Annotated in this window: 17 protein-coding genes and 1 riboswitch; of the genes, 8 read left to right on the forward strand and 9 right to left on the reverse strand. The window is 69.7% G+C overall.

Translation table 11 applies throughout. From position 1 onward, the window contains the following. Positions 1–426: 426 nt before the first annotated feature. Positions 427–2268, forward strand: a complete 1842-nt coding sequence (asnB, locus tag OG322_RS34460; protein ID WP_123467678.1) for an asparagine synthase (glutamine-hydrolyzing) — start codon at positions 427–429, stop codon at positions 2266–2268. Positions 2269–2352: 84 nt separating this feature from the next. On the opposite strand, the gene OG322_RS34465 is transcribed toward asnB, so the two are convergent. Next, positions 2353–2769 (reverse strand): Fur family transcriptional regulator, encoded by a 417-nt coding sequence (locus tag OG322_RS34465; protein WP_123467676.1) that lies wholly within the window; start codon positions 2767–2769, stop codon positions 2353–2355. Between the two features lie 332 nt (positions 2770–3101). Between OG322_RS34465 and katG the strand changes: the two genes are divergently transcribed. Next, positions 3102–5330 (forward strand): catalase/peroxidase HPI, encoded by a 2229-nt coding sequence (gene katG, locus OG322_RS34470; protein ID WP_329307409.1) that lies wholly within the window; start codon positions 3102–3104, stop codon positions 5328–5330. A 78-nt stretch (positions 5331–5408) separates the two neighbouring features. On the opposite strand, the gene OG322_RS34475 is transcribed toward katG, so the two are convergent. From OG322_RS34475 to OG322_RS34500, 5 genes are all read right to left on the reverse strand, one after another. Continuing rightward, a complete protein-coding gene (locus OG322_RS34475) occupies positions 5409–8675 on the reverse strand; it encodes a GH92 family glycosyl hydrolase (RefSeq protein ID WP_329307798.1) in 3267 nt (1088 codons plus the stop codon). A 409-nt stretch (positions 8676–9084) separates the two neighbouring features. After that, positions 9085–9840, reverse strand: a complete 756-nt coding sequence (locus tag OG322_RS34485) for a hypothetical protein (protein ID WP_124286259.1) — start codon at positions 9838–9840, stop codon at positions 9085–9087. Between the two features lie 101 nt (positions 9841–9941). Further along, positions 9942–10397, reverse strand: coding sequence for a tellurite resistance TerB family protein (locus OG322_RS34490; RefSeq protein ID WP_123467670.1), 456 nt, complete (start codon positions 10395–10397; stop codon positions 9942–9944). 73 nt (positions 10398–10470) lie between these two features. Then, a complete protein-coding gene (locus OG322_RS34495; RefSeq protein ID WP_124286260.1) occupies positions 10471–11052 on the reverse strand; it encodes a TerD family protein in 582 nt (193 codons plus the stop codon). A 46-nt stretch (positions 11053–11098) separates the two neighbouring features. Further along, the gene (locus OG322_RS34500) at positions 11099–11674 is read right to left on the reverse strand and encodes a TerD family protein (RefSeq protein WP_123467666.1); all 576 of its coding nucleotides are present in this window, start codon (positions 11672–11674) and stop codon (positions 11099–11101) included. Positions 11675–11885: 211 nt separating this feature from the next. On the opposite strand from OG322_RS34500, the gene OG322_RS34505 reads away from it, so the two are divergent. Both OG322_RS34505 and OG322_RS34510 read left to right on the forward strand, forming a co-directional pair. Then, positions 11886–12317, forward strand: coding sequence for a BlaI/MecI/CopY family transcriptional regulator (locus tag OG322_RS34505; RefSeq protein ID WP_329307410.1), 432 nt, complete (start codon positions 11886–11888; stop codon positions 12315–12317). A 3-nt stretch (positions 12318–12320) separates the two neighbouring features. Then, the gene (locus OG322_RS34510) at positions 12321–13253 is read left to right on the forward strand and encodes a M56 family metallopeptidase (RefSeq protein WP_207316550.1); all 933 of its coding nucleotides are present in this window, start codon (positions 12321–12323) and stop codon (positions 13251–13253) included. A gap of 155 nt (positions 13254–13408) precedes the next feature. On the opposite strand, the gene OG322_RS34515 is transcribed toward OG322_RS34510, so the two are convergent. Together OG322_RS34515 and OG322_RS34520 are read right to left on the reverse strand one after the other, a co-directional pair. Next, on the reverse strand, positions 13409–15619 hold the full coding sequence (locus OG322_RS34515; protein WP_329307799.1) for a HelD family protein: 2211 nt from the start codon (positions 15617–15619) through the stop codon (positions 13409–13411). Positions 15620–15829: 210 nt separating this feature from the next. Next, a complete protein-coding gene (locus tag OG322_RS34520) occupies positions 15830–16915 on the reverse strand; it encodes a GH25 family lysozyme (protein WP_123467657.1) in 1086 nt (361 codons plus the stop codon). A gap of 153 nt (positions 16916–17068) precedes the next feature. Between OG322_RS34520 and OG322_RS34525 the strand changes: the two genes are divergently transcribed. The 3 genes from OG322_RS34525 to OG322_RS34535 all read left to right on the forward strand — a co-directional run bounded on the left by OG322_RS34525 (position 17069) and on the right by OG322_RS34535 (position 19264). After that, positions 17069–17941 carry a peptidoglycan DD-metalloendopeptidase family protein gene (locus OG322_RS34525; protein WP_329307411.1) on the forward strand — a complete coding sequence of 291 codons (873 nt, stop codon included), beginning with the start codon at positions 17069–17071 and terminating at the stop codon, positions 17939–17941. Positions 17942–18014: 73 nt separating this feature from the next. Then, entirely contained in the window at positions 18015–18590 is a 576-nt protein-coding gene (locus tag OG322_RS34530) for a GNAT family N-acetyltransferase (RefSeq protein WP_329307412.1), read from the forward strand. A 125-nt stretch (positions 18591–18715) separates the two neighbouring features. Beyond that, positions 18716–19264, forward strand: a complete 549-nt coding sequence (locus OG322_RS34535) for an FABP family protein (protein WP_207316571.1) — start codon at positions 18716–18718, stop codon at positions 19262–19264. 104 nt (positions 19265–19368) lie between these two features. On the opposite strand, the gene OG322_RS34540 is transcribed toward OG322_RS34535, so the two are convergent. Continuing rightward, positions 19369–19614 (reverse strand): hypothetical protein, encoded by a 246-nt coding sequence (locus tag OG322_RS34540; RefSeq protein WP_329307413.1) that lies wholly within the window; start codon positions 19612–19614, stop codon positions 19369–19371. Between the two features lie 485 nt (positions 19615–20099). Next, positions 20100–20285: riboswitch (cyclic di-AMP (ydaO/yuaA leader) on the forward strand. A gap of 3 nt (positions 20286–20288) precedes the next feature. Here OG322_RS34540 and OG322_RS34545 point away from each other — a divergent pair. Then, positions 20289–21179: a LysM peptidoglycan-binding domain-containing protein gene (locus tag OG322_RS34545; protein WP_123467651.1), complete on the forward strand. Its 891-nt coding sequence runs from the start codon at positions 20289–20291 to the stop codon at positions 21177–21179. The last annotated feature ends 57 nt before the right edge of the window (positions 21180–21236 follow it).

The following is a 21236-nucleotide window of genomic DNA, read 5'->3' on the forward strand; positions in this document are numbered from 1 at the left end:
ATAGCGGCGCCGTTAAGGTGTCCGAATCGTAGCAGGGTGAATGCCTTTAGTGGAACCGTGGACCTGTTAGTGAGTGGCTCCGGAGGTTGCTCCGTGGGGTCGTGGATCGGTTCGCAACATTGAGTAAGTCTTTGCCCGTGGCCGGAATGTGCCGCTCTGTCTCGCCCTCGGCCTCCGCTCGGGCGGGTGGGGTGCGGTGCGGACCGTGGCGACGTGGGCCCGCGCCGCGCGGTAGGCGGCCGAAAGCGCGTGGGTGGCGGTCCTTGCGGCGTTACGGTCACATTGACCGTATGCAAGGGCAGGACGCACCCTCGATACGTAGCTGCGCAGTACATCTAGTTCGGCCGGGAGTGGCGCAGACCTCGAATCCGCTGTTCGGCTGTGGTTCCCGGGCCCCGGCCGACGACAGCACGCAGGAGGTAGCGCATGTGTGGCATCACCGGCTGGGTCTCCTTCGAACGCGACTTGCACAGTGCGTCCGCGACCTTGGACGCGATGACGGAGACGATGTCCTGCCGCGGCCCCGACGACCGCGGCACATGGATCAACGGTCCGGCCGCCCTGGGGCACCGTCGACTGGCCATCATCGACCTGCCCGGCGGGCGGCAGCCGATGACGGCCGACACGCCGCAGGGCACGGTCGCTCTCGTCTACTCGGGGGAGACGTACAACTTCACCGAGCTGCGCCGTGAACTGAAGGGGCGCGGTCACCGGTTCACCACGGACTCCGACACCGAGGTCGTGCTGCGCGGGTATCTGGAGTGGGGCGAAGCGGTTGCCGAGCGGCTCAACGGCATGTACGCGTTCGCCGTGTGGGACGGCCGCCACGACAAGCTCGTCATGATCCGCGACCGGATGGGCATCAAGCCCTTCTACTACTACGAGACCCCGGACGGTGTGCTGTTCGGCTCCGAACCCAAGGCGATCCTGGCCAACCCGCTGGCCCGTGCCCGAGTCGGACTCGGCGGGCTGAGGGAACTCTTCGCGTTCGTCAAGACGCCCGGCCACGCCGTGTGGGAGGGGATGCACGAGGTCGAGCCCGGCACGGTCGTCACGGTCGACCGCAACGGACTGCGCCGGCACGTCTACTGGCAGCTGGAGACCCGCCCGCACCCGGACGGCAAGGACGACTCCATCACCCATGTGCGGTCGCTCCTCGACGACATCGTGCGGCGTCAGATGGTCTCGGACGTACCGCGCTGCACACTGCTCTCCGGTGGCCTCGACTCCTCCGCCATGACGGCGATCGCCGCCCGTCAGCTGGCCGAGAACGGCGAGACGGTGCGCAGCTTCGCGGTCGACTTCCTCGGTCAGGCTGACAACTTCGTCGCCGACGAGCTGCGAACCACCCCGGACACGCCGTACGTGCACGACGTCGCACGCGCGGCGGGCACCGATCACCGTGACATCGTGCTGGATTCGCACGCACTGGCCGACCCCGAGGTGCGGGCCCAGGTGATCCGTGCCCGGGACATCCCGATGGGCTTCGGCGACATGGACGCCTCGCTGTACCTCCTGTTCCGGTCCATCCGCGAGCACTCGACCGTCGCGCTGTCGGGGGAGTCGGCCGACGAGGTCTTCGGCGGCTATCTGCAGTTCTTCGACGAGGAGGCGCGGCGCGCGAACACCTTCCCGTGGCTGGTGCGCTTCGCCCAGCACTTCGGGGACGACTCCGATGTACTGAGGCCCGATCTGACGGCCGCCCTCGATCTCCCGTCGTACATCCAGGACAGCTACGACACCGCGGTCGCCGGTATCCAACGCCTGAACGGCGAGAGCGACTTCGAGTTCAGGATGCGCAAGATCTGCCATCTGCACCTGACGCGCTTCGTGCGCGTCCTGCTCGACCGCAAGGACCGGGCGAGCATGGCGGTCGGGCTCGAAGTGCGCGTGCCCTTCTGCGACCACCGCCTCGTCGAGTACGTGTACAACACGCCCTGGTCGCTGAAGTCCTTCGACGGCCGGGAGAAGTCCCTGCTGCGCGAGGCGACGGCGGACGTGCTGCCGAAGTCGGTCTACGACCGGGTCAAGAGCCCCTATCCGTCCACCCAGGACCCCAAGTACGCGCTCGCCCTGCAGGGGCACGCCAAGGACCTGCTGGCGCGGCCCTCGCATCCGGTCTTCGACCTCGTCGACCGTGACCGCGTCACGCGCGCGGCGCAGCACGACGCACCGCAGATCACCCAGGTCTCCCGGCGCGGCCTGGAGCGCACGCTGGACCTGGCGCTGTGGCTCGATCTCTACAAGCCGGACATCACGCTCTCCTGAGCGGCTGCGTACGGCCGGTGTGCCGGTGAACGTATCGAGGAACCTCCGGAGCGCGAGCGCTCCGGAGGTTCCCGGCTGTCGAGGTCATCCGCCGGCGCAGTCGGGGCACAGGCCCCGGTAGGTCACCTCGACCTCGGAGACGGTGAAGCCGAACCGTTCGGAGGGCGGCAGCCCGGCCAGCGGGTCGGCGTCGGGGTGGACGTCCCGGATGGTGCCGCAGTCGGAGCACACCAGGTGCTGGTGGGGGTGGTGCGCGTTCGGGTCGTAGCGCCTGGCCCGGCCGTCCGTGCCCACCTCGATCACCTCGCCCAGCGAGACCAGTTCGCCGAGGGTGTTGTAGACGGTGGCGCGAGAAATCTCCGGCAACAGGGCGGCGGCGCGTTCGAGTACCTCGTCCGCCGTGAAGTGGACGTGCTCGCCCGCGAGGACCTCGGCGACCACCCGGCGCTGAGCGGTCATTCGCCAGCCACGTCCACGAAGCCGTTCCAGCAGGTCACTCATGCCCACCAGCCTAACTGTGCGTTGTCCGACGAATGACGCGTACAGACCCGTCTGCCGTATTGACTTGGACTAGGTCCATCGTAGGATCGGTTCCGGCTGACAGCCAAGGGACCGGTCAACAGCAGGGGAAATTGCGTGGCTTCAGGAGACGGGTGCGCTCACGCCGGCATCCGGACCGGGACCGCCTCGGTACCGAGGCGGTCGCCTCCGGGACGCGGGTACGCACAGGGCGCCGTCGTCTCCCTCGGAACCGTCGCCTCAGAATCATCACCCTCAGTTCCACCACCCTCAGTTCCAAGGCAATGTGATCCGCCCCGTCCGGAAGGATTTTCATGACTGAGAACCACGACGCGATCGTCACCGACCCGAAGACGGAGGAGGTCTCCGGCTGCCCGGTCGTGCACGGTCGCGCGCCGCACCCGACCCAGGGCGGCGGAAACCGTCAGTGGTGGCCGGAGCGGCTCAACCTGAAGATCCTCGCCAAGAACCCCGCCGTGGCCAATCCCCTCGGCGAGGAGTTCGACTACGCCGAGGCCTTCAAGAGCCTCGACCTGCCGGCCGTGAAGCGGGACATCGCCGAGGTGCTCACCACCTCGCAGGACTGGTGGCCCGCCGACTTCGGCAACTACGGCCCCTTCATGGTCAGGATGGCCTGGCACAGCGCCGGGACCTACCGGATCAGCGACGGCCGCGGCGGCGCGGGAGCCGGACAGCAGCGCTTCGCCCCGCTCAACAGCTGGCCGGACAACGCGAGCCTCGACAAGGCCCGCCGGCTGCTGTGGCCGGTCAAGAAGAAGTACGGCAAGAACCTCTCGTGGGCCGACCTCATCGTCCTCACCGGCAACGTCGCCCTGGAGTCGATGGGCTTCAAGACCTTCGGCTTCGGCGGCGGCCGCGCGGACGTGTGGGAGCCCGACGAGGACGTCTACTGGGGCCCCGAGACCACCTGGCTCGGCGACGACCGCTACACCGGTGACCGAGAGCTGGAGAACCCCCTCGGCGCGGTCCAGATGGGTCTCATCTACGTCAACCCCGAAGGCCCCAATGGAACCCCGGACCCGATCGCCGCGGCCCGCGACATTCGCGAGACGTTCCGCCGGATGGCGATGAACGACGAGGAGACGGTCGCCCTGATCGCGGGCGGCCACACCTTCGGCAAGACCCACGGAGCGGGCCCGGCGGACAGCGTCGGCGCCGACCCGGAGGCCGCCCCGATGGAGCAGCAGGGCCTCGGCTGGCAGAGCACGCACGGCACCGGCAAGGGCGCCGACGCGATCACCAGCGGGCTCGAGGGCATCTGGACGGACACCCCGACCACGTGGGACAACAGCTTCTTCGACATCCTCTTCGGGTACGAGTGGGAGCTGTTCAAGAGCCCCGCCGGCGCTCACCAGTGGCGGCCGAAGGACGGCGCCGGTGCGGACACCGTCCCCGACGCGTTCGACGCGTCGAAGACCCACGCACCGACGATGCTGACGACCGACCTCTCGCTCCGGTTCGACCCGGCCTACGAGGAGATCTCGCGGCGCTTCCACGAGAGCCCGGACGCGTTCGCCGACGCCTTCGCCCGCGCCTGGTTCAAGCTGACCCACCGCGACATGGGCCCGGTCGTGCGCTACCTCGGCCCTGAGGTCCCGGCCCAGACGCTGGTGTGGCAGGACCCGCTCCCGGAGCGGACGTACGAGACGGTCGACGCCTCGGACGTCGCCGCCCTCAAGGCCCGGATCCTCGACTCGGGCCTTGAGGTGTCCGAGCTCGTCTCCACCGCCTGGGCGTCGGCCTCCTCCTTCCGCGGCAGCGACAAGCGCGGCGGTGCCAACGGCGCGCGCATCCGTCTGGAGCCGCAGAACGGGTGGGAGGTCAACGGCCCGGACCAGCTGGCCACGGTGCTGCGTACCCTCCAGGGGATCCAGGAGTCCTTCAACTCCGCCCAGTCCGGCGGCAAGCAGGTCTCGCTCGCGGACCTCATCGTGCTCGCCGGAGCCGCAGGCGTCGAGAAGGCGGCCAAGAACGCCGGTTTCGACATCGACGTCCCCTTCGTGGCGGGACGCGTCGACGCGTCGCAGGAGCAGACCGATGTCGAGTCGTTCGTCGAGCTGGAGCCGGCCGCCGACGGGTTCCGCAACTACCTCGGCAAGGCCAACCGGCTGCCTGCCGAGTACCTGCTGCTCGACCGGGCGAACCTGCTGACGCTGAGCGCCCCTGAGCTGACGGTCCTCGTCGGCGGGCTGAGGGTGCTCGGCGCGAACCACCAGCAGTCCTCGCTCGGTGTCCTCACCGAGACCCCGGGGGCGCTGACCAACGACTTCTTCGTCAACCTGCTCGACCTGGGTACGACGTGGCAGGCGACGTCCGAGGACGCCACCACCTTCGAGGGCCGCGATGGCTCCGGCAAGGTGAAGTGGACCGGCAGCCGCGCCGACCTCGTCTTCGGGTCGAACTCCGAGCTGCGCGCGGTCGCGGAGGTCTACGCGAGCGATGACGCGAAGGAGAAGTTCGTGAACGACTTCGTCGCGGCGTGGGACAAGGTCATGAACCTGGACCGGTTCGACCTGGTCTGAGCAGGGCGCTGACGGGCCGTCGCGGCAAGGGAACTCCTTTGCCGCGACGGCCCGTTCCGGTGTGGCGGACGCCGGGCGTCAGGCCGTGGCCACCGCGAAGATGTGGATCACACCGCCGTCCGTGGTGGACGGCAGGGTCACATGCGCGAGCTGCTTCCCCGACTGGAGCGCGATCGGGGCGGTGGCGAAGACCTCGGTGCCCACCGGGTCCGTACCGCCGCCCTGGACGTCGCGGTACGCGGTGTGCACCGCGACCGTATTGCCGAACGACGGCTTCTGGGTGCCACCGCCCAGCGTCCAGTCGCTGAAGCCGATCTCCACCTGCTGCGTGGTGCCGTCGGTGTACGTCAGTGTTGCCTGCCCGGAGGCCGAGTCCTCGGCCGCGCTGCCCAGCAGGCTGAGCTCGGTGTCCCCGGAAGCGGACGGAACCCTCAGCACCTGCGGTTCGGCGCCGGCCACCTCGATGTTGTCCGGATCGCCCGTTCCCACCTCGGGCCAGCCGAAGTCGAAGCCGCCGGACGAGACGGTTCCGCCCGGTGTCGCGCCCGCCGCGGCGAGCGCCTTGGCCGAGTAGCTCCAACCCTCACCGTCGAAGTCGGCCTGTGGGTTGTCGTCGTCGGTGGAGACGGCGGTGCTGTTGCGGTTCCACAGCATGCTGTTCCGCTCGGCGACGGTCACCGCGGCCGACGTCCTCGGGAGCTCCTCGCCCGTGGACGACTTCAGTGTCACCGGGACCGTGTAGTGGCCCTCGGCGGTGTCCGCCCCGGCCGACACCGTGAGCTTCGCGCTCGCCGAACCGCGTGCCGGGACCGTGAAGTCGCCTTCCGCGGGCGCCACGGTGACGCCGGACGGCGCCTTCGCCGTCCAGTGGACGGTGGTGGCCTCTGTCCGAAGGCTCTGCACCTTGACGGTCGTCTCCGCGGCGCCCGACCCGGGCTCGGCCTTCAGCTTGTCCGGAGTCGCGCCGGTGAAGTACTTCAGGCCGCCGCCGGGGAAGGACGGCGGTGCGTCGGCCTTCGCGGTGCCCCAGGAGGTGTCCGCAGTCGAACCGAGGGTGTAGTCCAGCGTGCCGCCCCGGGTGACGAGCGAGGCGGGGACCCACGGCTTCGTGGACGTACGGCCGTTGACCTTCATGCCGTGGATGTAGGTGTTGTCCGCCGAAGCGGCAGGTGCGTCGACCGTGATCGTCTTCCCGTGCCCGGTGTGCACCACCGCGTGCGGGAACAGCGGTGCGGAGAGGGTCAGATCGGCCCTGCTCGGGTTCTGCGGGTACATGCCCAGCGCCGAGAAGACGTACCAGGACGACATGGTCCCCGCGTCGTCGTTGCCGGGGATGCCGCCCGGGGTGTCCGTCCACAGCTGGTCCAGCTCCGCGCGGACCGTCTCCTGCGTCTTGTGCGGGGCCCCCAGGTAGTCGTACAGGTAAGGGGCGTTGATGTCCGGCTCGTTGGTCGCGTCGTAGCGGGTGCCGTCCTTCGCCGAGAAGTCGAACTTCCCGTCCGGCGTACGGAAGAAGGCGTCCAGCCGCTTCACCGCCTGGTCGTCACCGCCCATCGCACCCGCGAGGCCCGCCACGTCCGAGTAGACCATCCAGGTGTACCGCGCGCTGGTGCCCTCGACGAAGCCGCTGCCGGTGGCCGGTGTGAAGGTGCCCGCCCAGGTGCCGTCGGCCTTGCGGTCGCGTATGTACCCGCCCTGCGGGGTGGCGTTGGCGTCGAAGACGTTCGTCCAGTTCCCCGAGCGGTCCAGGAACCTCTTCGCGTCGGCGGTCCTCCCGGTCTGCCGGGACAGCTCGGACAGGCCGTAGTCGGCCGCCGCGTCCTCCAGGGTCTCGGCCGCGCCTCCCCAGCAGTGGCAGTTGTCCGCCGGTACGTATCCGAGCTCCAGATACGTACCGAGCGCGGGCCGCTGGCCCACGCACTCGACGTTGCAGCCGGAGCTGTCCGAGTCGTTCGCGGTGGGCACCGTCGCCGCCCGGACCAGGGACTTCAGTGCTCCCTTGACATCGAAGTCATGGCCGCCGAAGGCGTAGATCCCGGCGAGGGCCGCATCCGACGGATCGCCCGACATCACGCTCGTCCTGCCGTTCTCCAGCAGCCAGCGGTCCCACTCGCCGCCGCGCTGACCCGCATAGTTGTAGAGCGACTGCGCGTAGTCGCTGCCCGCCCTCGGATTGAGCAGTGTCATGAGCTGCACCTGTGCGCGGTACTGGTCCCATCCGGAGAAGGTGCCGTACTGGGCCTTCTGCCCCTTGGCGAGCCGGTGCGGCTTGCGGTCGGCGCCGAGATAGCGGCCGTCCACGTCGCTGGTCAGGGTGGGCTCCAGCATGGAGTGGTAGAGCGCGGTGTAGAAGGTGGAGCGCTGGGCGTCGGTGCCGCCGCCCACCTCGACCGACTTCAGCGTCCTGTTCCAGACCTCCGCGGCCCGGGTCCTGACGGAGTCGAAGCTCTCGTGGGGCCCGTTCTCCGCACGGAGGTTGGCCTCGGCGTTCTGCGGGCTGACGTAGGAGACGGCGACCCTGGCCCCGGCCTCGGTGGTCCCGTCGGCGAAGGTGATGTACGCGCCGGAGCCCTTGCCCTCCACGGCGTTGCCGGACGAGCTGTACCCCGTCCCGCCCGAGGCGGTGGTGGAGCCGGACTTCACCGTGCCGTCCGTCCAGGTTCCGGTCTTTGCGAACGCTTTGTCGAAGTGGGCGGTGAAGTAGAGCGTGTAGAGGTCCTTGCGGTTGTTCGCGCTTTGCGGACCACAGAAGTTGCCCGCGGTGACGGAGCCCGTCACGGTCCGGGCCGCCTTGTCGATCTTCACGGTGGCGCCGGTGCTGCCGCTCTCCGAGTTCGAGGTGCGAAAGAGCATACTCGCGGGCTTGCCCGCCGGGAAGCCGAACTTCCCCGAACCGGTCCGGGCGGTGGTGGTGAGGGCCGCGGACGCGCCGCTTGCCAGGCCGACCTTGTAGTAGCCGGGCGATGTGGTCTCGTCGGCGTGCGAGAAGGTGCTGGCGTACTTCGCGTCGGTGGTGTCCGAGCTGGGCGAGGAGTCGACGTCGCCCACGTACGGCATGATCGGGATGTCACCGTTGGCACCGGAGCATCCGACGCCGTTGAGATGGGTGAGGCTGAAGCCGCGTATCTTCGTCGCGTCGTACTGGTAGCCGCCGGGAGCCGGGGTCGAGATCTGCTTCCCCTTCGAGTTCTGCGGACTCCAGGCCAGCATGCCGAACGGCTGCACCGCGCCCGGATAGGTGTTGCCCGCGTTGGACGTGCCGATCAGCGGGTTGACGTACGACACGGGGTTCTTGACGGTGCCGTGCGGAGAGGCCGCCGAGGCGGGTGCGGCCACGGTGGCCATCCCCAGCGCGGCCAGGGCGGTGACCGTGACGGAGCTGATGACTCCGAGCCCGGCGTGCGCCCGGTGGTTGTGCGTGTCTGACACCGTTCCTGCCCTTCGTGTATGACGAACGGTCAACGCGGTGGGAGCAGGTGCGCCGTGGCCACTCCGGAACGGCGGTGCTCCGACAACGTTGTCAACGACGTGAGGATGCTCCTCCTGCCGCTCCGAGGTGTCAAGGATTCCCGGAATCCCGCGGTCCGGACCGCGCGGCGGCGGTGCTGCCCGGCCCGCGGGACGCGTTCTTCGACAACGCCAAGTACCTGGCGATCGTGCTGGTCGCGAGGGGACACGTGTGGGAGCGGCTGCGGGGGACAGCCGAGCCGCGGCCGCCCTGTACCTCACGGTCTACGCGGGCACCGTTGGCCGCTCAGTCGCGTTCCGCCGGGGCGTTCGCGCTGCCGAGGCCCGGACCCGCGAAGTCCGGACTCCCGAAGCCGGGGCTGGAGAAGTCCGGCCGGCCGTATCGGGGGCCGGCTTCCCTGCCCCCGGCCGCGGCAGGCGCGTCGGGTTCGCGGAGCTGATCGCGCAGAAACGGAAGGACGGCCCGGTCCCGAAGGCTCACCAGCCAGGCCTCCCGTGCCCGATCCACCGCGGGCGGCCGAGCGGCGGGCGGAGCCGGCGCGGACGCCGTGTGTGCGGCGGCCGTGCGGTACAGCGAGAAGAGGCCGGCCGAGGCGCTCACCGCGCAGATCCCGAAGCTGGTCCAGCCCGCGGTGATCAGCGTGCCGGCTGTCGGCGTCCGGCTTCCGGCCAGGCCCAGTCCGTAGCCGATGAGCAGGAACGCGGCTGCGGCGACACCCGCGAGGAGAGGGGTGAGGACGGCCAGCACCGGCAGCACACCCACCCCGTGCTCCTCCTGGTCTCCGGGGCCGGACAGGGGCTCGACCCGCTCTGCTCGGCCGGCGACCCGCGTCTGCTGCCGCAGGGAGGCGTACGTCCGGTACTCGGTGTCGGCGGCGCCGGTTATCCGCCGGGCTGCGCCGAGCCCCCGGTTGCGCAGCTGCCCCGGGCTGACGGCGGAGTGCGCCAGCAGGCCCCGTATCTCGGGGGTCCGCAGCGCCTCGTCCAGCACCAGCGCGTAGTCGGGTCTGTCCTCGTCCTGAAGTCCGTACGTCCTGCTCACGCCGTCCCCGTCGCATGCGGCTTCCCCCGTGAATCGCCGTGTCGAGGGAAAAGTCGAGTGGGCGTGCCGCGTGTGGACGGCACGCCCGGGATCCTGATGACCTACAGGTCGAATTCGTTCGGCGTGATGCCGGCCGCGAAGCAGGCTTCGCGGACCACGGCGCGCTCGGTGTTGTCGAAGTTGCCGTCGGCGCCGCCGATCACGATGCCGATCTGGATGACGGCCCGGGCCTCGGTGGGCTTTTTGCCGACCTTGCCGATGGTCTGGAGGATGCTGACCTTCCCGAACTCGAAGTCGGAGGTCAGCTGCTGGCAGTAGTCGTTGAACCGGCGCTGCAGATCTTCGGCGGGGAAGTTCCGCAGGACTTCATTCCCTGCGATCAGGGAGGACACCCGCTGCCGCTCGGCGGGGTCGATGGAGCCGTCGGCCGCGGCCACGAGGGCGCACATGGCCATGCTCGCATCGCGGAAGGCCCCGCTCTTGAGGTCGTTCTTCTTGGCGTTGAGCTGCGTCTGCATCGTCGAGGCCGATTCCTTGATGCGGTCCCACAGTGCCATTCGAAATACTCCAGGGTCGGTCGAAGTGGTGTGTGCCGGCAGATGTGCGGAAGAGAGAGCCGGCGGGAAGGGCCTAGAGGTGCGCGGTGACGGCCGGCATCAGGTCCTGGAAGGTGCGTCCCTCGGCCGGGGTGCCGATGGCTGTCATCTGCCATCCCGCACCGGACCGTTGGACCTTGGCCATGATCTGCGCGGTGTGGCGACCGCCGCCGGTCAGCGTGTAGCGCGCCAGTTCCTGGCCCGTGGTCTCGTCGACCAGGCGGCAGAAGGCGTTGTCGACCTCCTCGAAGGTCTGGCCGGTGAACGAGTTCACGGTGAAGACGATCTGATCGACATGGGCCGGGACGCGCTGCAGGTCGACGACGATCGACTCGTCGTCGCCGCCCTGGCCCGCGCCGCCGACCCGGTTGTCGCCGGTGTGCCGGACCGAACCGTCGTCGCTGGTCAGGTGCTGGAAGAAGACGACGTCCTGCGGGGTCGTGCCGGCGAAGAGGACGGCGGAGGCGTCGAGGTCGATCTCACGGGCGGTCAGCCGGGCGAGGAACCCCCTGCGGGGTGCGGACTTCCAGCCCAGGCCCATGCGAACGACGGTGAGTTCCCCGCCGCCCGTCTTGGTGAGGCTGATCTGCTGGCCCTTGGTCAGATTGACGGTCATGGCTCCACTTTCGGCAGGGGGCGGTACGACGGGGACCCGGACCGGGTCAGAGGCTGACTCCGAAGTCGGCGACGATGCCGCTGAGTCCGGCGGCGTAGCCCTGCCCGACGGCACGGAACTTCCACTCGGCGCCGTTGCGGTACAGCTCGCCGAAGACCATCGCGGTCTCGGTGGAGGCGTCCTCGCTGAGGTCGTAACGGGCGATCTCGGCTCCGCCCGCCTGGTTGACCACGCGGATGTAGGCGTTGCGGACCTGACCGAAGCTCTGGCCCCGACCCTCCGCATCGTGGATCGAGACGGGGAACACGATCTTGGCGACCTCGGCCGGCACGGCGGCGAGGTCGACCTTGACGATCTCGTCGTCACCCTCGCCCTCGCCGGTGAGGTTGTCGCCGGTGTGCTCGACCGAACCGTCGGGGCTCTTCAGGTTGTTGTAGAAGACGAACTGCTCGTTGGAACGAACCTTCCCGGACTCGTCGCACAGCAGGGCACTGGCGTCCAGGTCGTAGTCCGTGCCGGTGGTCGTGCGGACGTCCCAGCCCAGTCCGACGAGGACCGCAGTAAGGCCGGGGGCCTCCTTGGTCAGTGAGACGTTTCCGCCCTTGGCGAGGCTCACACCCATGGTTCTCTCCTTCTACGCATCGTTGCGCCCACGCGTGACCGTGCGGGCACCGAGTGACAGCACCTGAAATCTACAGCACTGTAGAGTTTGCGTACGGGAGCGCGGCCCCGGGCTTCGCCGAGCTCACCAGGCGTCCGTGCGGCTGGGTACTATGCCTCGGCGTCCGGCAGTTGAACGAGCGGTCGGGCAGTCGCATGGAAGGGGCCGCGTCGTGGGCGGAGAGAAGGACGGCCGGTCGCAGGAGCCGCGGGCCCGCCGGCGCGGGCAGGGCGAACTGGAGTCCCAGGTGCTGACCGTGCTGGGCGGGGCGAGCGAGCCCGTCACCGCGGCATGGGTGCAGGAGCGTCTCGACGGTGGTCTGTCGTACAGCACGGTCATCACGATCCTGACCCGGCTGCTCGACAAGCAGGCCGTCACCCGCACGGGTTCGGGACGCCCGGTTCTGTGGCAGTCGACGGCGAACGGGGCAGGCCTCACCGCCTTTCGTATGCGCCGGCTCCTTGACCAGCGGGACGACCGGGACGCCGTGCTGTCCAGCTTCGTCTCCGCGCTGTCGCCCGACGACGAGGATCTGCTGCGGTCGCTGCTCGGCGAGAACGGCCCCGGCCCGGCCGGCCGGCCCACGGACGAATCGGAGAGCTGACCGATGGGCGTCTTCGTCTATCTGCCCCTGGTCCTGCCTCTCACGGCGCTGCCCATCGCGCGCCTGGCGGAGCAGCACCTGCACCCGCGAAGCGCCGCCCGTCTGCTCGCGACCATCGCCGTGATCCTGGCGTCGTGCAGCACCCTGTGCCTCGGTCTTCTGGTCGTGGTCGGCACGGCCCAGCTGCCCGGCAACCCGCTCCCTGACGGCTGGTCCGACGACGAGGTCAGGAAGGCTGTCCCGCACGACAGGTTCGCGGGCAAGACGGCGATCGCCGCGCTCACGGCCGTGGCCGTGGCCTGCGCGTCCAGCGTATGGCGCCACTACCGTTTCCGATCCCGTGCGCACCGGACGCTGGCCGGGCTGTCGACGACGGGCCAAGTCGCCGTTCTGCCCGACGGCGTGCCGTATGCGTACGCCTTACCGGGTTCGCCCGGCAGGATCATGGTGTCCTCCGCGATGCTGGACTCTCTGACGGCGGCCGAGCAGCGAGCGCTCCTCGCGCACGAGCGGGCCCATCTCGCCGGCCGGCACCACCGTCTGCTGCTCGCCGTTCAGCTGGCGGGCTGCGCGAACCCGCTGCTGCGGCCGCTGCGTGCGGCCATCACGTACAGCACGGAGCGCTGGGCCGACGAGGAGGCCGCCGTCGACACCGGGGACCGGCGGCTCACCGCCCGCGCTGTCGGCAAGGCGGCGATCATCTCGCACCGGGCCGCCACCGAGACCGTCGCGGCCTTCGCCGCGGCCGGTCCCGTCCCCCGGCGGGTCGCCGCCCTGCTGGGCCCCGTACCGCCGGAGCAGGGCTGGCCACCGGTTCACACCCCGACGGGGATCGCGGCGTCCGTCGCCGCGGTGGGAACAGCCCTGTCCACCCTGTCCTCGCTGAACGCGGCCTTCGCGCTCTTCGTCGCACTGGAAGCGGCGACGCCGCTGTAGCTCGCGTGGCACCCGGTTCACCGGACCCGGCGGCCAGGGACCGGGTCCGGAGCCACGACTACCGTTCCCGGGGCCGACCGGGCCGACCGGGCCGGCTGCCCGGCGACCGGCCGCCGCCGGGGCCACAGGGCCCGGTTCGCTCCCCACCTGCCCCGTCAGCGCAGGGAGTCGGGCAGTTTCTCCCGGTGGATGATGCCCAGGCGCTGCGTGGCACGGGTCAGCGCCACGTACAGGTCGCTGGTCCCGAACCGGGCGGGCTCCACGACCAGAACATGGTCGAATTCGAGCCCCTTGGCCTGCCGCGGGTCGAGCAGCACCACCGGACGGGCCAGATCGGGCTCGGCACCGGCCGTGACTCCTTCCAGCGGAGCCGCGATCTCCTCGTGGAGCGCCGCCGGCGCGATCACCGCGAGGCGCCCCTCCTCGGGCGTCAACTCAGCGACCGCCAGCGCCACCGCGCCCGCCAGGTCCTCCCCGGCGTCCCGTGTCCACGGCACCTCGCCGGTGGACCGCACCGAGCCCGGCGGCTCGAAGGAAGGGTCCTCGGCCCGTACGACCCCGGCGGCCAGCTCCATGATCTCGGCAGGCGTGCGGTAGTTGACCTTGAGGGTGGCGTGCTCGAAGCGGTCACCGACGTACGGCTCCAGGATCTTCTCCCACGAGCCGACGCCGGCCTCCTCGGAGGTCTGGGCGGGGTCACCGACCAGCGTCATCGCGCGGGTCGGCGAACGGCGCATCAGCAGCCGCCACGCCATCGGCGACAACTCCTGTGCCTCGTCGACGATGATGTGCCCGAACGCCCAGGTCCGGTCGGCGGCGGCGCGCTCCGCCGCACTGCGGTGGTCGGCCTCCTCCTGCCGCTCCGCCATCCGTTCGGCGTCGATGATGTCGTGCGCGGCGAGCGTCTCGGACTCCTCGTCCTCGAACTCGTAGGACTCCGAACCCCTCGACAGCTCCAGAACGCCCTGCGCGTACGCGATCCGCTCCTGGCGCTCGGCCTCGGCGGCGGCCCGCTCGGCGCTGTCGTCGACCCCGAGGAGCTCCGCCACCTCGTCGAGCAGCGGAACGTCGGCAGGGGTCCAGGTCCCTTCGCCGGGGGCGCGCCGGATGGCTTCGGCGTCCTCGGCCGGTACGTACAGGGGGCCGGCCAGGTAGTCGGAGAGGAACCGCTCCGGGGTGAGGGGCGGCCACAGCTCGTCGGCGGCGGAGTGCACCTCCTTGCTGACGGCGACGTTGCTGCCGAGCTGGGCGATGTCGTCGGGACCGAGGAAGTTGGGACCGCCGTGCGGGTCGGCGCCGATGCGCTCGGTGAGCTGCGAGGTCAGGGCGTCGATGATCCGGAACGCGAAGTGCGGGCGGGCGAGGTTGTGGGGCAGGAGGGTGTCGCGGGCCGCCTGCCGGGCCTCGTACGCGATCTCCCAGTCGAGGACGAGGTCGCCGTCATCGTGCGCGATGACCAGCGGGGCGCCGGGCTCGGGCAGCTGCTGCCGGTCGCGGACGGCGAGGGCGAGTGCCTCCGCCATCGCCGCGCCGCCCTTGACTGCGGCGGCGCGGCGGGTGTCGGTGCCGTCGGCGTGGACCCCGGGGAAGAGCTCGGCCTGGGTGGCGAGCAGGACACCGGTCTCGCCGAGCGCGGGCAGCACCTCGCCGATGTAGCGCAGGAAGGCCGGGTTGGGGCCCACGATCAGGACGGCGCGCTTGGCGAGCAGCTCGCGGTGCTCGTACAGCAGGAAGGCGGCCCGATGCAGCGCCACCGCTGTCTTGCCGGTGCCGGGACCGCCCTCGACGACGAGAACACCGCGGTGCGGCGCGCGGATGATGCGGTCCTGCTCCGCCTGGATGGTCCGCACGATGTCGCCCATGCGGCCGGTGCGGGCGGAGTTCACGGCGGCGAGCAGTACGGCGTCGCCGCTCGGGTCCTCGAAGCCGGTGCGCTCCCGGTCCCCGACGTCGAGGATCTCGTCGTGCAGTTCGGTGACGACCCGGCCCTCGGTGGTGATGTGCCGGCGCCGGCGCAGCCCCATGGTGGTGTGACCGGTGGCGAGATAGAAGGGGCGGGCCACCGGCGCGCGCCAGTCGATCAGCAGAGGTGTGTGCGCGGTGTCGTCCTCGCGGATTCCGACCCGGCCGATGTGGTGGGCCGCGCCGCTGGAGAGATCGATGCGGCCGAAACACAGCGAGCCGTCCACGGCATTCAGGGCAGCGAGCAGACCTGAGCGTTCAGCGACGAGCACATCGCGCTCGTGACGGGCCTGTAGACCCGTTCCGACCGGCGTCAGCGCGTCCTGGACCTGCTGGGCGGCTACTCCGCGCAGCGCGTCGACACGGTCGTAGAGCCGGTCGATGAATGCCTGCTCCTTCTGCAATTCGGAGCTTTCCCGAGTTGACAAAATGGCTCCCTGCCGGATATGGTTTTGCTTAGTGGCCCCCAGTGAGGGGCCTTTTCTGTGGGCGCACAGAAACACTCAATATACTCGGGAAAATCCCCGGTCCGCAATTGCGGACCGGGGATTTCTTGCGTCTCCGGACGGTCGGTCCCCCTGCCCCGGACAGCTCCGCGGGGGCTGCGGCTCGGGTCAGTTCCAGCGGTCCTGGTTGATGAAGTGGCTGAAGCCGCGCCAGGAGTTGGGGCCCATCACGCCGTCGACGGGGCCGGTGTAGCCGTTCTGGGCGGCGAGTCGCTGGAGGGCTGCCCAGGTGTTGGTACCGGGTACGCCGTCGATGGGTCCGGTGTAGCCCCAGTTACGCATGTTCTGCTGGAGCGCGGCATACGTGTGGGGCCCGGGGACCCCGTCGATCGGGCCGGTGTAACCGGACTCGATCCGCAGCCAGTTCTGCGTCCGCTGCCACATCACCGGACCGGGAACACCATCCTGCTCCGTCGACGTCTTCGGCAGCGAGTCCCCTCCGGACGGCGGGTCGGTCGCCTCGGTGAGGTCGAACGCCCAGGAGCGGGCGCGGCTGAGGTCGACGGGGGACGCGCCGCCGGCGCCGCCGGAGGAGGTGTACTGATGGGCTGCCCAGTCGGGGTAGTGGCCGCCGAGGTCGGGCGCGCCGGGCCAGGTGCCGTCGTTGGCTCCCCAGGAGGCCGCCCACAGGTGGGCGCCGGCGGCGACGGTGGCGGTCCAGGTGCCCGCGCGCAGTGCGCCGGTGCTGATGTAGAACCAGGGCACATAGCTTCCGACGCGTTCGCGTACCCGGTTGAACCAGGTGGACACATCGGCGTCGTTCCACAGGCGGGTGGAGTCGTCGAGCACCTCCACGTCGAGCGCGAGCACGTCGCCGACGCGGTAGTCGTGCAGATGGTCCACGAAGTAGTCGGCCGCTGCGGCGGGGCCGAGGAAGTCTCCCGACAACCAGTAGTGACCCACTCGCAGGCCCGCGGCGCGGGCGCCGTCGACATGGCCGGGATACGAGGACGAGGTGTAGGGGCCCTCGGTGAGCTGGCATCCGCCGGCCTTGACGATGACGAACTGCCGGCCTTCCGCGGCGGCGCGGGCGTAGTCGATGCCCAGCTGGTTGTTCGAGACGTCCAGGCCCTCCAGGTCTGCTGCCTGGGCGCGGGGCGGGCCGGCCGCGGTTGCGGCACCGGCGGCCGTGAGTATCCCGGCCGGGGTCAGGGCCGTTGCCGCGGCGGCGCGAATCAGGGTTCTCCTGCGCATGCTTCCTCCGGTGAGGTGTGGGGCTCCCCGCAGTGGACGGGCCATGTGCCTATCGAGGATGTGTCATGTGCTTATCAAAATCTATGCGCGTAGGTTACCGTGACTCCGCCTCGCTCTGGCAAGTCAAGTCGCCGTAGTATCAAGGGAGTTGCCGTGCAGAAGAACCATGGGTCCGACGACGGCCAGGGGGGTCGGCCGCGGATCGAGATGAGCCGGCGCACGCTGCTGAGGGGCTCGGTCACCACGCTCGGTCTGGCGGCCGGCGGCGTGCTGTTCTCGGGGAATGCCGCCCAGGCGCTGGACATCTACAACCCGTTCAGCGGATACCGGATCACCGGTACCTGGCAGGACCACCTCAACGACGGCTCGTTGGGTGGAATCGACTACGGGATGGGCGTCGGCACCGCGCTGCCGGCCGCGGGTGCCGGTGTCATCACCAATATCCCGGACAACGGTACCGGTGGACACACGGTGACCATCACCCACAGCGACGGGTACCGGACGCAGTACATGCACCTGTCCCAGTTCCTGCTGGCCAACGGCGCCTCGGTCGGAAAGGGAGGGGTCGTCGGGTACTCCGGCGGTGCCGTCGGAGCCCCCGGCTCGGGAAGCTCCACCGGACCGCACGTGCACTGGCATCTGATCACGCCGGGCGGTACCCGGGTCAACCCGCTGGACTACCTGCGGGGAGGAGGCGGTGGTGGGCTGCCGAAGACGTCGACGGAGCAGGATGGTGTTCCCGGTCCGGTGATGTGGCAGCGGACGCAGAACTGGCTGCGGATCGAGTCCGGTTACACCGGCCCGATCGACGGGGTCCCCGGGCCCCACACGTATGCCGCGCTCCAGCAGAACATGCGTAACTGGGGCTACACCGGACCCATCGACGGCGTACCCGGTACCAACACCTGGGCAGCCCTCCAGCGACTCGCCACCCAGAACGGCTACACCGGCCCCGTCGACGGCGTGATGGGCCCCAACTCCTGGCGCGGCTTCAGCCACTTCATCAACCAGGACCGCTGGAACTGACCCGAGCCCCCGCAGGGCATCGGCGGGCCGCGGTTGTCCTGCGGGACTCGGGACAGCCCTTAGGCTTCTGGTCATGAACACGGCTTCGACCGGCGGCAGGACCCCCGGGCCCGTCATCCTGGACGCGATGGAGCTGACGTCCGATCGGGGCCTCGGCGCCCGGTTCGCGGCGTCGGCCCATCGCATCCTGGCGGACCTGGTCCGTGAAGGCGCCGCACTGGGGTGGGTCGATCCCCCCTCGCCCGACGAGGTGGCGGAACTCCTCGACCACGTCTTCTCCGCGGTGCACGCGGGCGATGCCGCCCTGCGCGCCGCCTACCTGGACCGTCAGCTCGTCGGGCTTGGGTACTGGCTGCGCCACACGCGGCCCACCCATCGTCCGCACGCCGATCTCGAAAAGATCGCGGTGGCTGCCACTGCCCACGGTCGCGGCATCGGCCGGGCGCTGACCGCCGCGCTGATCGCCGACGCCGGGCGGGCGGGGATCGAGGTCCTCACGCTGGACGCCCGCGGCGACAACAGCGCCGCCCTGCACCTCTACCGGTCGCTGGGCTTCACCGAGTACGGGCGTCTGCCCGGCTTCGTCGCCGTCGGTGAACTCCGCTACGACAAGGTCTTCTGCATGATGGACTTCCGCCACGAGGGGTGACTCCCGTGCTGAGGAGGGAGTATGACGGCACGGATGCGTGAGGGCATGGACGCGGCCCGCTCGCGTGCCGTGGGCCTAAGCTGCCGGCTGACACCGGTACCATCCCCGACTCAGGAGCGCGCAAGATGTTCGACCCCGTCCAGAAGCACCCGTATCCCGACGCGTTCCGGCCGGACGAAGCGCCTGCACCGCACGCACTGCTCGCACCGCTGACCGGGTTCCTGGGCACCTGGGCCGGGCGGGGCCGCGGTGAGTACCCGACGCTCGCCGAGGAGTTCCGGTACGCGCAGGAGGTGACCTTCAGTCATGACGGACGGCCCTTCCTCCACTACGAGGCGCGCGCCTGGCTGCTGGACGCGGACGGTGCCCCGCTGCGGCCGTCGGCCCGGGAGAGCGGCTGGTGGCGGATGCAGCCGGACGGGCGCGTGGAGGCGCTGATCACCCAGCCCACCGGTATCGCGGAGATCCTGACCGGCCGCGCGGCCGACGGCGCTGCCGACCTCGCCACCCATCAGGTCGCTCTCGCTCCCACAGCGAAGGAAGTCAGCGCCACCCGCCGCCGCTACACCCTGACGGACGACGGCACGCTCGAATTCGTCCATGACCTCGCGGCGGTCGGTCAGCCGCTCCAGCACCACCTTTCGGCGCAGCTCCGACGCGAGGGCGGGAGCTGAGCCCTCAGGGGCGGTGCACCGGGGCGGTGCCGACTTCCTTGCCGGTGTGGTGACTTCCGTGCCGGTGTGGTCACTTGGGCTCCGCCCTGCCTGACCGCCCGCGTTCACGCCTTTGTCAGGACGTCCCGCAGCCGGGCCGCGTACGCCCGCGGATGCGTGCTGTTGCCGTTGTGTCCGCCGGGGAACGTGACGACTTCCCGGCCGACCGGCTCGGCGGGGCTCTGCGCGCACTGTCCGACGAAACCCGAAGGCGCCGTGGCGCTGCCGCTCGCGGGCACGATGTGTACGGGAGTCGCCCGCAGCGCTTCCTGGTCGAGCTCGGCGTCGATGACCGCGGTGCAGCGGTCCACGAGCAGGCCGAGCAGATCGGTGCTGCGGTCCGCGTCGCCCTCACCGCTCTGGGAGACGAGCGCAGCGGGCCGGAGTCGCGGACTTCGCAGTGGAGCGTGGCGCCGTCTGTCGTGAGTCTCTGCATGGGTCCATCCGCGACCCCTGTTCGACCGCGCCCGGGGCGCTGCTTCCGGGGTGCCCAAATGTCCTGATTGCGCAACTAGTCAGAATTGCAGCTAATTAACCCTCAGGGCACCTTTTCTGTGGCTCAAAGGTTATTAATATCCAGCAAATCGCCCGTTTCGGGCGCAGTGGTCAGCATCACTTTTCTGGCCCCGGGACGCGGGGTGTCCGCCTTCGGTTCCCTGTTGCGCCAAGAAAATTGACTTCCCCGGGGAGGTCTGATGGTGAGTATTTCCTTTAATTGATCTTGCGATTCAATTGAGATCCAGAATTCAGGGCTTGTTTCGCTCGGCGTTTCTCGCTTACGGTCACCGTCAATCCGGATGGAACGCCGAATCCTGCCGCCGTCCGGAAACCCGACCCACTCACGTACGGCAGGAGCGGGGGACCCAGGTTTGCCGCCGGTCCGGTATCCGGAGCGGCTAGGGGTGAAGTCGCCATCACGGGCGGCCGGACATCTCCAGTCCGAACCCGACAGCTCACCTCGCAGGCGGCGGAGAGGAAATGCGCCATGCCCATCATGGGTAAGAACCGTCGTTCCAAGTCCACCTCCCTGACCCGCGGTTTCATCGCCGTGAGCACGGGCGGAGTCGTTCTCGCGCTCCCCCTGATCGGGGCCGGATCGGCTTCTGCCGCACCGGCACACTCTGTCGTCGCAGAAAAGTCGGCGGCCTCGACTTCCGTTGCTGCCAAGGAAATTGCCGTCCGCAAGGCGGAGTCCACCGTCTATTCCGTGGTCTCCGGTGATTCGCTTTCCAAGATCGCCCAGGGACATTCCCTCAGTGGCGGCTGGGAGCGGCTCTACCAGGACAACCGGAGTGCGATCGGTGGAAACCCCGATCTGATTTACCCGGGGCTCAAGCTGACCATCGGTGCCAAGTCCGCGGCTGTCGCGCCCAAGGCGGCCCCCGCGGCCGAATCGAAGGCAAAGCCCGCGACCGAGTCCAAGCCCACGGCCGATGCCTCGCAGTCGTCCGACCGGGCCGCTGGCACCGACCGTGCCGACCGGTCCCAGCGGACGGCCACGCCCCTCGCTGAGGAGACCGCAGCCACCGCTCCGGCGCAGGCTGCGACGGCGTACACCGACGACCTCGACGGCTGGATCAAGGAGTCGCTGGCCGTGATGGCCCAGCACGGCATCCCCGGCAGCTACGACGGCATCTACCGCAACGTCATCCGCGAGTCCTCGGGCAACCCGCAGATCGTCAACAACTGGGACTCGAACGCCGCCGCCGGCACCCCCTCGAAGGGCCTCCTCCAGGTCATCCAGCCCACCTTCGAGGCCTACCACGTGGCCGGTACGTCGATGGACATCCTCGACCCCGTCGCCAACATCACCGCCGCGTGCAACTACGCCGCCGCCACGTACGGCTCGATCGACAACGTGTTCGGGGCCTACTGACATAGCGCGGATCCGCCTTCGGGAGAAGCCGGGCGCAGGGGTGGGAAGGAGCCGATC

It is taken from the genome of Streptomyces sp. NBC_01260 (assembly GCF_036226405.1).
Lineage (GTDB): Bacteria > Actinomycetota > Actinomycetes > Streptomycetales > Streptomycetaceae > Streptomyces > Streptomyces laculatispora.